This window comes from Moorena sp. SIO3I6 (assembly GCF_010672095.1).
In genome coordinates, this window is the sequence record NZ_JAAHHU010000031.1 from 26,951 (window position 1) to 41,473 (window position 14,523).

The window sequence follows — 14,523 nt, forward strand, 5'->3', positions numbered from 1 at the left end:
TGACCTATGATCACAAGAGTGCTGCGTGCTGGATGCTGACAAACATGCCCAAATCAAAGCTCACGCCCAAGCAATTGCTGCTTTACGTGTGCGTAGAAACCGACCCTGAGCAGCTTCAAACGTTGTCCGGGATAGAAGAGGCGGTTCGTGGTCATATTCTTGAGCATGTCAGTCCAGAGATAGGAAATTTTTTATCCAAACCAGCAGCGGCACCCGTGCCGGACGAAAACGTACCCTCAAAAGCATCCTTGGGGAATTGAGTTTAAGCGAGAAACAAGCTCATGTGCTAAAGGTCAAACCCTACACAAGGTGGAGTCCGTATTTGGAGAAGTGCTGTCTGTTGCTGAGTGCCAACGCCTCCTACAACAATAGCGCTGAAGATATCAAGGTGTTGACAGGAATGTCGGTTTCCCACAGCACTCAGCAACGCCTGGTACATCGCCAAGACTTTGAGTTGCCCGACCTCGACCAGACTGTTGAAGAAATGAGTGTAGATGGCGGCAAAGTTCGGTTACGCACTGCCAAAGGTGAGCCTTGCCAGTGGCGTGATTACAAAGCGGTGAATTTGCATGAGCACAGTCTAGGTGCATTCTTTTGCGAGAACGTAAGTTTGGTCAGTTGGGTCAACCAACAGCCCCTAGGCACGCCACTGATCTGCTTGGGTGATGGTCATGACGGCATCTGGAATATCTTTGCGGAGATTGGAACTACTTCACAGCGATGTGAGATTCTAGACTGGTATCACTTAATAGAGAATCTGGGCAAGGTAGGTGGGTCACAGCAGCGCCTAGATGCAGTGGAAGCTTGTTTGTGGTTTGGGGATGTCGATGGCGCGATTGAACAGTTCAAAGACTGGCAACATGAACGTGTCAAGAACTTTATTATCTACCTCAACAAGCATCGGCACCGTATTGTTAACTACGGCTATTACCAAGCCGAAGGCATTTCCATAGGGTCAGGATCGATCGAATCGACGGTAAAACAGGTTGGTCGGCGCATCAAAATCTCAGGGGCTCAGTGGGAGGAAAGCAACGTCCCTCAAGTACTCAAGCATCGGTGCGCTTACCTTAACGGACAATTCTCAACTTGAGTCTTACAAAACATCCCATGTACTCGGTGGGAAGTGTGGGAAGTGTGGGAATTTTCGCTCGAATTTTTACCTAATTGCAAAAGTGAGATGCACCCGATTACCACAGGCTCTTTGTTTATGAATGATGCTTTCTTGGAGTCGAGGATCACAGGACAGGGAAATAGTGGTGGTGTAACAATTATTGCTGAGGATCAAGTTATCGTTGATAAGAACAGAGATTCGATTGTGACCCAAGCTGATCCTGACGCAATCGGCAACGCAGGAGATATATTGATTGATGCTGAATCAGTGACTGTCAGCAATGGTGCTAGATTCGTAGCTGACACAAAGGGAAAAGGAAATGCCGGTAATATAACTATAACAGCTCGCGATACAGTTACGATTGACGGGATAGCAAGTAATGAGATAATAGCCAGCGGTCTGCGGTCTCGAGTCGGTCCGAATAGAAATTCTAGTAACAAACCACAAGCTGAAGGTAAAGGTGGCGACATTACCATAGAGGCCAAGTCAGTTTTTGTGACCAATGGCGGTCAAATAAGTGCTGAAATATATGACATAGGAAATGGTGGCAACATATCAATTATTGCTGAGAATGAAGTTATCATTGATGGCACTGCTAAGAATAAAGTAAATGGAGAAGAGAAGAAATTTTCAACTATTATATTCACTCGAGTTAGACCTCAAGCAGTGGGCGACGGTGGCAAGGTATTGATTAAAGCTAGGTCAGTTTCGTTTACTAACGGTGGTAAGATAGTTTCCGAAACCAGTGGCAAGGGAAACGGGGGTGATGTGGAAATCATAGCTCGCGATCGCGTTTTATTTGACGGAATCAAGGAGCTGAGTGAAGGAAATAGTGGCATAGTTAGTGATATTAAATCCCAGGGGGAAGGCAATGGTGGCGATATCAGGATCACAGTTACAGAAGGTTCATTGGCCATTACTGAAGGTGGCAGGTTAGCAGCTGGTCCTCAAGGCAAGGGTAATGGTGGGGATGTGATCATTACAGTTCGTGATCAGGTTTCAATAGACGGAGTGGGCATTAATGACAAACCTAGTCGGATCTTGACTGGTGTGGATCCTAAGTCAAAAGAGGGCAACGGTGGTGACATTATAATTAACGGTAACTCCATTTCAGTGACTGATGGTGCGACGCTAGGTGCTAGCACGAACGGCAATGGCAGAGGTGGAGATATTATATTAACTACCAATACACTAACTGTTGATAATGGAGTCATTGCCAGCGCTGGAGAAGAGAAAGCTACTAGTCAAGCCGGTACAATCACAATTGATACTGATTCCCTGAAAGTTGAAGATGGAGGGAAAATAACCGTAACCAGTGACAACGGGGTAGCAGGAAATCTGGACATTAAAGCTAATTCCCTGCTGCTCAACTACGGAAGACTAGAAGCTAAAACTGCCGAGGGGCAATCAGGAGCGAATATCACACTAGACGTATCAGAATCAATCGTGATGCTTAACGAAAGCCTAATCTCCGCAGAGGCTTTAGATGAAGCTACAGGTGGCAACATTGATATTGATACCAACCTCTTAATTGCCTTTCCCTCAAGTGGTAATGGTAGCGATATCATTGCCAAAGCTGACCAGGGTCAAGGCGGTGAGATCACCATTAATGCCGAAGATGTCCGTCTGATTGAGGAGCGTAAAGCAATGGAGGGAAATCGCACTAATGATATCGATGCCAGTTCTCAGTCTGGTACACAAGGAATAGTGACCATTAACAGGGGCAATCCTGAACCCCCTCGGGGATTAGATCAACTACCGATCAATTTAACTGACCCATCATCACTGATTGTTGCTAGCTGTCCGAGAAGTGGAAAAATCTCAGTCGATGAACTTGGTGAATTTATTGTTACTGGACGCGGTGGCATTCCGGCTAGTCCCTTCGACCCGATTATTGGTCAAACCATCATTGCTGATTGGGTGACTCTTGATGATCAAACCCTTAGTGAAATTGATCACAATCTTGATAACAATCAGACCTTAGCGCCATCGACCGAAAAGAATTCTAAGCCAAAACGAATTGTGGAAGCTCAAGGCTGGATGACAGGTCCCGATGGTACGATCATTCTGACCTCTTTCCCTACCGATACCACTAGCCCACCCAAGCCTTGGTATCACTATTTGTCTTGTCGGGATTTAAATTAAGCTGTTTTTAGGGTAAGGTGATTACAGTGTAGAATCTGATCAGCCTAGTTTTCACACAGATGTGTCACGCAGTCAGCATCCGGCCTCCAATGGCAAATTTAATAATTTGGTCAACTTCAAGATTTTTGATCAATCAATATTAAGGAATAAGCAAGTGCACAAAATTAATTACAGATTAAAAAAAAACCTGACAATGTCAAGGTTACAGAGATTGCGAATAGGTAATTAATTCTGCGATCAGTGCTTAATGGGCTTTTGATTGAAAATATCCAAAAATTTAGTTACACAGAACAGCAAGATGAAAAATAACCGCAAAAATTAAACATCTATAGTTGACAAGGAGCAACAGGATTACGGCGAAAATCCAACTGCTGTTCGACAAACATCTCAATATCAAGCAGAATACATCCAAAGCTTTGTAGAAAAATGGGACGAGTTGATTAGCTGGGAAACCCGTGCCAAAAGTGAAGGTAGTTTTTTCATCGATATATTAAAACAACACGGTGTCAAAAAAGTCCTAGATGTAGCAACAGGAACTGGATTTCACTCCATTCGTCTGTTAAAAGCAGGATTTGAAGTGGTGAGTGCAGATGGGAGTCAGCAAATGCTCGCCAAAGCATTTGAAAATGGCCGTCGTCATGGTTTAATTCTGCGAACAGTGCAAGCGGATTGGCGGTGGTTAAATCGCGATATTCATAGTAAATTTGATGCTGTAATTTGTCTAGTAAATTCCTTTACTCATCTGTTTAGTGAGGGCGATCGCCGTAAAGCTTTGGCAGAATTCTATGCTGCACTTCGCTATGATGGCATTTTAATTCTAGATCAACGGAATTATGACAGCATTTTAGATCATGGCTTTTATTCAAAACATATTTACTACTATTGTGGTGAAGATGTTAAAGCCGAACCTGAATATTTGGATGAAGGTTTAGCTAGATTTAAATATGAATTCCCCGATCAATCGGTTTACCATCTTAATAGGTTTCCCCTGCGGAAGGATTACACCATAAATTTAATGCAAGAAGTAGGGTTTCAAGGAATTAAAACTTATGGGTATTTCCAAGAAAGCTATCATAATGATGAACAAGATTTCTTTGTTCATGTTGCCGAAAAAGAATACAAAAAGAAGGTGAAAGGACAAAACCAAGTGAACTATTCCACAACCGTTGATACCGCTCGAACTTATTACAACAGTGATAGTGCTGATCAATTCTATGCCACTGTTTGGGGCGGAGAAGATATTCATGTTGGTATCTATGAACGGGAAGATGAACCTGTTTTTGATGCCAGTCGCCGCACGGTTGAACGGGTCGCCTCATTACTGAACTTGAATGAAAATAGCTCCGTTCTCGATATTGGCTCGGGCTATGGTGGAGCAGCCCGTTATTTGGCTAAAACCTTCGGTTGTCATGTCACTTGTTTGAATGTAAGCAAAGTTCAGAATCAACGGAATTCTCAAATGAACCAAGAACAGGGACTTGGGTCTTTGATTGAAGTAATCGAGGGTAGTTTTGAAGACATTCCCTACGAGGATGAACAGTTTGATGTGGTGTGGTCTCAGGATGCAATTTTGCACAGTGGTAACCGGATTCAGTTGATTAAAGAGGTTCAGCGGGTGATGAAACCGGGAGGTGAATTCATCTTCACTGATCCCATGCAGAGTGATGACTGTCCCGAAGGATTGCTGCAACCGGTTTTAGACCGCATTCACCTCGACTCCCTTGGTTCTATTGAGTTCTATCGCAAGGCTGCTAAGGTTACAGGTTTAGAAGAAATCCAGGTGATTGATCTAACGGCGCAACTGGTGAACCATTATCGGCGAGTCCTAGAAACGGTAGATGCCAATTATCAGCAAGCCGTTGCCGATAGTGGCAAGGATTACATTGACGCCATGAAAGTAGGTCTTAATCATTGGATTGATGCTGGCAAGAACGGTTACCTCAGTTGGGGAATTCTGCATTTTCGCAAAAAGTAACTAACTTTTCAATAATCCCAATTTCTCCTGCAGAGCGTGACGCATAATATCCACTGGTGGAGTTTGTCCTAACCAAATTTTGAAAGCTGCTGCTCCCTGTTGCACCAGCATTTCCAATCCATCAATAGCGTACGCGCCCTGTTCCTTGGCTTGTCGTAAAAACTGAGTGGGATTAGGAGTATAAATCAAGTCATAAGCGATCGCATTTTCTGGCAACCTAGCCATGGTTACCTGATCCACAGGAGACTGCTCGACCTTGGGATACATTCCCACAGGAGTAGCATTAACTAACAAATTGGCTTGAGCCAGGAGTTCCGGTAGTTGTTGCCAAGGATGAGTATGAATAGTAATAGCAAGGTCAGAATTAATCCAGCTTTGCTTAAATTGACCTAACTTGTCCTGATTGCGGCCAAGCACATGAATCTCAGTACAACCGAGTTCGGCACAACCTACTACTACGGCTCGTGCTGCACCACCACACCCCAAAATGACTACAGTAGTTTGACTCCAATCCCGGTTATACCCTTGCAACGGGGTGATAAATCCTTCGATATCGGTATTCGTACCAATCCAACCGATATCGGTGCGATAAACAGTATTCACTGCTCCCACCCCTTGAGCCACTGTTGAAATTTCCGACAACAAGGGGATGATAGTCTGCTTGTGGGGAATGGTGATACTGAAGCCCACTAGACCAATCGCCTCAAAACCAGCGATCGCATTTTTCAAATCTGCTGATTTTACCGGTAAAGGTAGGTAGACATAATCGAGATCCAAAGATGCGATCGCTCGGTTATGCATCAGTGGTGATAAAGAATGTTCCACTGGATCACCAATCACACCCAGTAACTTTGTTGTTCCTGTTATTTGCACCATCACCCACGTTCTACGCACATAACTTTATAATTTTAAGCCTGAAATAGTTAATAATTGCGACCTTAATATTTCTTATTAACTATTTTTGATTAAGATTGCTGCCTTCGGTTGACAATTCGTTTACAATTCACCATCAACCGTCCACAATACTTACCCCAAGCATCACATTTGAATGAACTATCATTTTTCTGATGGTGGCTAAAATAGATCATATCGAGCCAATTCTAGTGCCAATTATAATACTAATTAACTAGGCAGCAACGGCATGAACCCAACTGGTATTCAAAAGAGTGGAGCCATGAATTCAATCATTTGTATGAAATGTGAGCAAATCAATCCCAGTCGGGCAAGTTTTTGCTCTCGTTGTGGTGCCTCTCTACTCCCTCCCAGTAGCAGTCTCTTAGACACTAATCTAGACAATAGTAATCTAGACAATAGTAATCTAGACAATAGTAATCTAGACAATAAATTAGAGACTGGAAGCCGATTACGCGATCGCTACATAATTCAGCGCACCTTAGGACAAGGGGGATTTGGCAAAACCTACCTCGCCAAAGACACTGGACGCTTTAATGAACTAGTAACCCTAAAAGAGCTGACTCCAAGAAACCAGGGCACCCAACCCATTGAAAAAGCCGAAGAACTATTTCAACGGGAAGCAACCATGCTGCACAAGCTTTCATCCCCCCAAATTCCGAGATTCTGGGAATTTTTTCGGGATGGCAAACGGTTGTTTCTCGTCCAAGACTACATTGAAGGAAAAACCTATCAAACCTTACTCGAAGAACGAGTAAGCAAAGGGGAACGGTTCAGCGAAACCGAAATTCTCCAACTGTTTCAGCAATTGCTCCCGGTCTTAAGCTACCTACACCAATTAGGCATAATTCACCGAGATATTGCTCCGGACAATATTATCCGTCGTGCTTCCGATGGACTACCAGTATTAATTGACTTGGGTGGTGTCAAACAAATTGCCCTAGAAGTCAATACCCCCGTAACCAGTGGGCAAAACTCCGCCATCTACGCTGGTGGGACTTGCTTAGGTAAAGTTGGCTATGCACCTGATGAACAGCTACGCTTAGGGATTGCTGCTCCCCATAGTGACCTGTATGCTTTGGGAGTAACAGCACTAGTACTAATGACTGGTAAACAGCCCCAGGAACTGGTTGACCCTTATACCCTTAGCTGGCGAACTGAAGAAGAAGTAACTTTATCTCCAGATTTTAATACTATCCTATCTCGTTTGCTGGCATCCCAACCCTCTGAGCGATTCCAATCTGCTGAACAGGTTCTAGACCTAATCCAAACCGATGATTCTGATGATTCTAAGGTTAGAGAAACAGAAATCAAGGGTACTGTGGCTGTAACTCCCCAGTCTAAATCCTACCCACCACCTACTCCCATCAATAATTCCGGTTGCAAGCAAGTGTTTGACGAATCTGTTCCAGTGCCAGCAGAGATTCAAGGCTGGAACTGGGGTGCCTTTTGTCTACCAGGTTTGTGGTGTGTCACCAATCAAGTTTGGATTGGACTGATTGCCTGGACCGATCTATCCTTAGTGACTGGATTTCTTGCTTGGCCAGTGATGGGGATTATTTTGGGCATCAAGGGCAATGAGTGGGCATGGAAAAGTCGCCGTTGGAAGAGTATCAAAACCTTTAAGCGCCATCAACGGGGTTGGGCAATCACATCCTTCGTCATTATTGGTATGATAGTTACCCTACTATTGTTGTTATTTTTAGTATTCTTTATTGGGATAACCTCCCTAGTGCCGTGGTGAATCACCGATTGCTCAACAGTAGCATCCGTGTGTTTATTGCGTTGCATGCTAGTTTCAGGTTAAACCCAGGGCATTGCTATTACTACCTACCATCACTATCTAAAGGAGAATAAAAATGACTAGCTTTCCTGCCTGGACTCAAATAATTGTCGCCATGTCAGAATCACAAGTTTTTTACACAGAAGAAGCAACAGGCTATGACAGCATCAGCTTGATTTTACCTGGAAAGCCCTTCGATCTAACCCTTTCCTTAGACACCTATGAAGACGCGATCGAGATAATTTTTGAAATTTATCCAGACCAAAATGCTTACCGATTAAATATGCGTAACAAGCAGGAAGGAGTAGACCTCCAACAGAAAAGTACTGAAGAAAATTTAGATTTAACTGGATTAGACGCACGGCAAATTGGAACCTACAGTGAATTTTGCCGACATTTAGAGGAATTGTATGGAGTAGCTCAAGAAGTAGGTTGGTGACACTCCCCGGTCATTAGACGCGGGGATTCTTGCTTCAACGAGCCAACTTGCTCAACCAGACCGGAGTCAGGAAAAGTAGAGGTCGATTCTCCGCAAGCGTTCGGATTTAAAATCCAAGTTCCTGTGTGCCCCACAGTACTCAAGGCTTTTTCCAGTATGTTGATGGCAGCATTGTGATCACGGTCTAACTGACAGCCACACTTACAGGCGTGAGTCCTAGTTGATAGAGACTTTTTCACGACCTCGCCACACTCAGAGCAGTTTTGGCTTGTATAGGCTGGGTTGACTGCAACAGTTACCCGGCCAAACTTAGTTCCAAAATGCTCCATCCATTTCCTAAACTGATACCAACCTGCATCATTAATAGACTTGGCGAGACAGTGGTTTTTAACTAAATTCCTTACCCTTAAATCTTCGTAGGCCACCAAATCGTTAGATTGGATTACGCAACGCGCCAGTCTCTTGGCGTGTTCTTCACGTTGCCTACTTATTCTAAGGTGTTCTCTACCTAGTTTGTTAATGGCTTTTCGACGGTTAGCAGAGCCTTTCTTTTTTCGGGAAACCCGACGTTGATAAAACTTTAAACGCTTTTCACCCGTTCTATAAAACCGAGGGTTGGGTTGTGTATTGCCGTCGGAATCCGTATAGAAATCCTTCAGTCCTACATCCAGTCCTACGGTTTTTCCAGTTGGCTTTAATTTTTCGTTGACATCAACTGAAACACAGAACTGGAGGTAGTACCCGTCAGCTCGTCGAACTATCCGAACCCTTTTGATTTGTTTTTTGTCGAATCGCCACAAGTCCCAAGTACCTTTGAGCTTGAGCTTTCCAATTCCCTTCTTGTCACTAAACGTAATCGACTTTTTATCAGGGGAAAACTTCCAACCGGACTGTTTGTACTCAACTGAACGACAGTTCTTCTGGAACTTAGGAAAGCCTTTTTTTCCAGGTATTTTTTTCTTGCAATTGTCGTAGAAACGGACGATTGATGACCATGCCCTCTCCGCAGCAGCTTGACGGGCAGTAGAGTTCAGTTCATTAGCAAATGGGAATTCTCTAGCCAAGACCTTGCAGTATTTGCTAAGGTCATACTTTCCAGTTTGTTTGTTGTCCATCCATAGCCTTATGCAGCTATTGCGGATAAATCTAACCGTTCTAATAGCCTCATCTATGGCTTGGTATTGGTGCTTTTTGCCGTAGGCTTTGAACTCAATTATGATCATTGACCTAAGGTCAAGCTCCGCGAACGGATATCGACCTTTTTTGTTACTGTTTTATACTACCATACCCGGCTACAAAATTTTGATTATTCTCAGATATTCTCTTCACTGCGGCTAAAGCCACCATTTCGCTTTCATCCCGGAGACTAAACCTTATCAGAGGGTCGCCTTAATCAATAAGTTTTAATCCTTATCTGCATAGCCTGCCAACTATAAAGGATCCACTCTTCTTACGGTAACTTCTGACCCGGTCTAAAGACACGGGGCTTTCAGCATCGTTGATTCTTTGTAAGCTATCAGCTATTAGCTGATAGCTATTAGCTTTTGAATAAAGAGCTAAGCATTCGTTCTGTCAGAGTGTCAAAGCCTGTGCCACAAATAGAAGTCTGTGTCACAATAGAAGCCTGTTCCACAAAGCCTTTCGGTGTAGCGTAGCCATAGGCCAAGGACTTTTATCAATACTTTCACTTATCATTAATCTATCAATATTAAATTCTCCCGGGTTTATTTTAATCTGACCGCTGAACGCTGACTGCTGTTCGCGCACCGTGCGCGTAGCGCATATGCTTTGCTAACTAATTACCAGGTTTTACAGCTTGTCTTTTGATATTTTAAATGACATGATATACACTACCATGGGCAATTTAGCAAAGTCCATGGTTAAAACAACAACTGTCGATCGGATGAGCAAGACCTTATTCACTTACCGACCCAAAGAAATCCCACTCAGCCCTCAGCACTTAGCACTATTTTCAGCACTTAGAACTATTTTAAGATTAGCATCAGCCAGTTTGCTAACTATCAGCTTACTAGGTAGTGGTTGTGGAATGGCTAGCCATGAAGATCTAGATTCTGAACAGACCCATGCTCAGGTCCATGGTGATAAAACTGAAACCGGTAATCACCATAGTAAAGACATGGAGCATAATCACCATAATCACAAAGTCGGCAGCAGTAGTCACCATGGTGAAGATATGGGTCATCATCATGGCACAATGGAAATTCCTTCTGGTCAACCTGTTCCAGATGTTGACATAGTGGTGTATCCAGATCCGATGACAGGATGGAATTTGGAAATAAAGGTTTCTAACTTCCAATTTTCTGCCAAGAATGCTAGCAAAGCCCATCAACCAGGAGAAGGACATGCCCATCTATTCATCAATGGCAAAAAAATTACCAGGATTTACGGCAATTGGTATTATATTGGCAAGCTTGAACCTGGTAGAAATGAAATCACGGTTACCTTAAATTCCAACAACCATCAGGATTTAGTTCATAATGGTGAATTGATTTCAGATACTGAAATTATCGAGCTTACCTCAAATTAGGCTAACTATAGGGTGATGATTGATGGGGGAAGCTAACACATCACTGGAAACTTCGGATCAGTAGTAAACAGGGATATATCGCTTTTTAGTAGTGTTTTCTTTCACTACTGTTTCCGCCAATTCTTCTTCCCTTGTCTGAAGTTACGCCGCCCGCCCGAAGTAACTATATCTGAAGTTACTGATAACTGGAGGGATGTCTATTGTGTTATGGCTATGTGTTGTGGCTACGAGGATGACCCGGAGTCCACGCCTATCGTAAGCATCCCGTATTGCTGCTACCTTCCGGTCCTGACAAGGTTTGGGCGTTGCGATCGCGTCGATCCGAGCCACTTATTATAATAGCATCAATTTGGCAAAATGGGAAGGAAGATCTCAGTTTTGATCTATTTCGCGAATATCCCCACCCCGTAATAGCATGAAGAGCTTACACAGTGGGGCATACCGACTTTAACCATAAATTTCCCACTGCCGCGAGGGGTAACTTGAACAATCGGATATTGACCATAGTCAGTATCATAGTCAACGGTTTGGCCATTGTTATCATACAGACCTAGGTCAATATCGAGACAAGCATCATCACAAAAACTTACTAAGGTATAAGATTTACCAGCTTCTAGATCCAGGGTAAATGCATCGACTTGGTTCCGGGAAAGTCTATTTACTACCGGTCGATGAGTTGGCATATAATCGCGGTCTCTTAAATACTGTGCTGCTGCGATTAATTTATTTTCAACTTGCCCCTGACGAGGAGAGCTAGCCAAACCAGCAGTGGGGGTGAATAGTAAGCTACTAGCTAGGAGAGCTAGGCCATTCCGAACTATCTTAGTATTAATCATATATAATAGCAATAAGCGTTTGATTTAATGTTGACTTAAGAGTGATTTTTAGTTATTCCAATTCTCAGCAATGCCTGCAACCAATAAATCTTACCTTTTGGTAATTGATAATTGGAGTAGGATTACCGATGGCTCGAACAATCTTATGTTGCAGGCTTAAAAAGCCTTCTAGCATAACAATCTAGTAATCTTAGTGTCACTCATGGTTGATTAGTGCTTGTTGTGCCAATCCAAAATCACCAATAATGTAGAGGCGCACACACAGCATTTTCAAACGAGTAGCAGATTCTTGGGTAGTCAATAGGATTCACTATTAACAGTTATAGCAGTCGCCAGGGCAGGCGCGGACATGACAAAAGTCTCAAACCTAAGTAAGCGCAAGAGTTTGACTTCTGACTTCTGACTTCTGACTTCTGACTTCTGCTATATCACTAGAATCTTGATTACTGACTAGCTCCTCTAGGTGGCTTATGTTATGATTATCGGAGACTAATGTATGGGATAACGTATACTAATGTATAACTTATGTATGATTACCCTCAAGGATTATCAATCTGGCAGGTAATTAAAAATTAGCTATTAGCCATTCCAGAAGCTGATAGCTGATAGCACCTCAAGTAGCACCATCTGTAGCGCATTAGCTGATAGCTGAGGAATAAGTACTATTAAACTGACGATACTTACCAAAAAAAATACTCCGCTGGTGAGCGAAGTAAGTAAGTTTAAAGGAGCAATGATAAGCTTTGCTGAACTAAGGAATGATATGAATTAGACTTGGGTAGTTAGCAAATAGTGAATTACCAATTATCCATTACTATTATCTATTACCCATTACCCTAAATCATGCCATTAATCAGCAATGTCAAATCCTTAGGTACACAATATTAAAGCTTGGTGCCGCACTCAGGACAAAAATTGTTACTTGCTACATTCTTGGCACCACAGTTACTGCAATAGATTAGCTCCGTAGCATTCTTGAGTATTGGTTTTTCCGGTAAACCAATCATTTGGGCATTACTCTTACCAGGGGCTACCATTGGGTAACAATTCTCGTCTTTGGTTACATGAACATCTAACAACACAGGACCATCGTAGGCTAGCATTTGTGCGATCGCATCCTGTAGTTGATCCCGACTGGTAACTATCATGCCCTTAACCCCGTAAGCCTGAGCCAGTTGCACAAAATCCGGCATCCCGACTTCCATATTTGAAGAGGAATAACGCTGCCCATAGAACGCTTGTTGCCACTGGCGTACCATTCCCTGCCAACCGTTGTTAATAATCACGGTCTTAACATTGATGCCATATTGAGCCAGGGTACCCAGTTCCTGGATATTCATCTGAATACTGGCATCACCGGCAATACAAATCACTTGCTGATCTCGGAATGCTACCTGGACTCCCATGGCTGCTGGCATTCCATAGCCCATAGTGCCCAATCCCCCACTGGAAATCCACTGGCGCGGTCCATTATTAAGAAATTGCGCTGCCCACATCTGATGTTGACCGACATCCGTGGTGTAGTAAGCCTTTGGTGCTTGACGCCCTACCTCTACAATCACTTCTTGGGGAGATAGACTATCGGGGTATTGAGGTACCTGCAAGGGATATTCCTGACGCCAACGGTTAATCCGTGCTAGCCACTCCTGGGTTTGATTAGGTTCTGCTGAGATATTCATTTCCTGGTAACGGCGCAACATATCTTGCAAAACCCGGCGCACATCCCCTACTATTGGCACTTGGGGATAGCGGTTTTTACCGACCTCAGCGGGATCAATGTCGATGTGAATGACTTGAGCGTGAGAGGCAAACTGATCCAGTTTCCCGGTCACCCGGTCATCAAATCGCGCCCCTACAGCAATCAGTAAGTCACACTCACTAACAGCAAAGTTAGCATAGGCAGTGCCATGCATCCCCAGCATTTTTAGCGATAGGGGATGGGATTCGTCAAATGCTCCCTTGCCCATCAACGTGGTAGTTACCGGAATTTGGAAGATTTCTGCCAGTTGGCGCAGTTCATCATGGGCACCAGCAGCAATGGTTCCGCCACCAACGTAAAGCAGGGGTCGTCGTGCTTGCCGAATTAAATTTAGGGCTTGGTTAATTTGGCGGGGATTGCCCTTTAGTGTTGGACGATAGCCCACCAACTTGAGTTGATTAGCTTCCACCGGTACATAGTCACATTCCTCTAAACCCACGTCTTTGGGTACGTCAATCAGGACTGGCCCAGGACGTCCGGTGCTAGCGATATGGAAGGCTTCGGCAACAATCTGCGCCATATCAGCAGGGTTACGCACCACATAAGAGTGTTTGACAACCGGCAAGGTAATCCCAAAGATATCGGTTTCCTGGAAGGCATCAGAACCAATAGCAGCACGGGCGACTTGACCGGTTACACAAATTAGGGGAATTGAGTCCATGTGAGCAGTAGCTATACCGGTAACTAGGTTAGTGGCTCCCGGACCAGATGTAGCAAAACAGACACCGACTTTGCCAGTAGCACGGGCATAACCATCAGCAGCGTGGGATGCTCCTTGCTCGTGTCGGACTAGGATGTGCTGTATTTTACCAGCATCTTCCCAGTGGTATAGTTCGTCATATATAGGTAGAATTGCACCACCGGGATAGCCGAAGATATGGGTCACACCGTGACGGTGGAGACTATCGATTAGAGCAAATGCTCCTGTGCGGCGAGTGGGGGTAGTTGATGAGGCTGGGGTTGTTGAGATTACTTGGGATTGCACGCTTATCACCTCTAGTGGTAGATCGGTTCC

At 44.0% G+C, this 14,523-nt stretch carries 10 protein-coding genes, 1 other RNA gene and 1 pseudogene; 6 read left to right on the forward strand and 6 right to left on the reverse strand.

From position 1 onward, the window contains the following. Positions 1-28: 28 nt before the first annotated feature. The 3 genes and pseudogenes from F6K49_RS11615 to F6K49_RS11625 all read left to right on the forward strand — a co-directional run bounded on the left by F6K49_RS11615 (position 29) and on the right by F6K49_RS11625 (position 5,231). Positions 29-1,090 (forward strand): annotated as a pseudogene (locus tag F6K49_RS11615) (ISKra4 family transposase). An 87-nt stretch (positions 1,091-1,177) separates the two neighbouring features. Beyond that, entirely contained in the window at positions 1,178-3,256 is a 2,079-nt protein-coding gene (locus F6K49_RS11620) for an S-layer family protein (RefSeq protein WP_293019289.1), read from the forward strand. 436 nt (positions 3,257-3,692) lie between these two features. Further along, positions 3,693-5,231: a class I SAM-dependent methyltransferase gene (locus F6K49_RS11625; RefSeq protein ID WP_293096728.1), complete on the forward strand. Its 1,539-nt coding sequence runs from the start codon at positions 3,693-3,695 to the stop codon at positions 5,229-5,231. Here the strand turns inward: F6K49_RS11625 and F6K49_RS11630 are convergent, their stop codons facing one another. After that, positions 5,232-6,107: a shikimate dehydrogenase gene (locus F6K49_RS11630; protein WP_293019307.1), complete on the reverse strand. Its 876-nt coding sequence runs from the start codon at positions 6,105-6,107 to the stop codon at positions 5,232-5,234. It lies immediately after the preceding gene. 298 nt (positions 6,108-6,405) lie between these two features. On the opposite strand from F6K49_RS11630, the gene F6K49_RS11635 reads away from it, so the two are divergent. Together F6K49_RS11635 and F6K49_RS11640 are read left to right on the forward strand one after the other, a co-directional pair. Next, a complete protein-coding gene (locus tag F6K49_RS11635) occupies positions 6,406-7,887 on the forward strand; it encodes a protein kinase (RefSeq protein WP_293019293.1) in 1,482 nt (493 codons plus the stop codon). A 115-nt stretch (positions 7,888-8,002) separates the two neighbouring features. Continuing rightward, positions 8,003-8,365 (forward strand): hypothetical protein, encoded by a 363-nt coding sequence (locus F6K49_RS11640; RefSeq protein WP_293019295.1) that lies wholly within the window; start codon positions 8,003-8,005, stop codon positions 8,363-8,365. On the opposite strand, the gene F6K49_RS11645 is transcribed toward F6K49_RS11640, so the two are convergent. Next, on the reverse strand, positions 8,347-9,588 hold the full coding sequence (locus F6K49_RS11645; RefSeq protein ID WP_293019297.1) for a transposase: 1,242 nt from the start codon (positions 9,586-9,588) through the stop codon (positions 8,347-8,349). The genes F6K49_RS11640 and F6K49_RS11645 overlap by 19 nt on opposite strands. 314 nt (positions 9,589-9,902) lie before the next feature. Further along, positions 9,903-10,031, reverse strand: coding sequence for a hypothetical protein (locus tag F6K49_RS11650; RefSeq protein WP_293046609.1), 129 nt, complete (start codon positions 10,029-10,031; stop codon positions 9,903-9,905). Positions 10,032-10,241: 210 nt separating this feature from the next. Between F6K49_RS11650 and F6K49_RS11655 the strand changes: the two genes are divergently transcribed. Then, on the forward strand, positions 10,242-10,913 hold the full coding sequence (locus tag F6K49_RS11655) for a hypothetical protein (protein ID WP_198954190.1): 672 nt from the start codon (positions 10,242-10,244) through the stop codon (positions 10,911-10,913). A 231-nt stretch (positions 10,914-11,144) separates the two neighbouring features. Here F6K49_RS11655 and ffs read toward each other — a convergent pair. From ffs to ilvB, 3 genes are all read right to left on the reverse strand, one after another. Next, positions 11,145-11,241, reverse strand: an RNA gene (ffs, locus tag F6K49_RS11660) — signal recognition particle sRNA small type. Positions 11,242-11,296: 55 nt separating this feature from the next. Beyond that, positions 11,297-11,749, reverse strand: coding sequence for a hypothetical protein (locus tag F6K49_RS11665; protein WP_075903342.1), 453 nt, complete (start codon positions 11,747-11,749; stop codon positions 11,297-11,299). A gap of 884 nt (positions 11,750-12,633) precedes the next feature. Continuing rightward, complete coding sequence (gene ilvB / locus F6K49_RS11670; protein ID WP_293096731.1) at positions 12,634-14,493, reverse strand: biosynthetic-type acetolactate synthase large subunit; 1,860 nt, start codon at positions 14,491-14,493, stop codon at positions 12,634-12,636. Positions 14,494-14,523 lie beyond the last annotated feature (30 nt).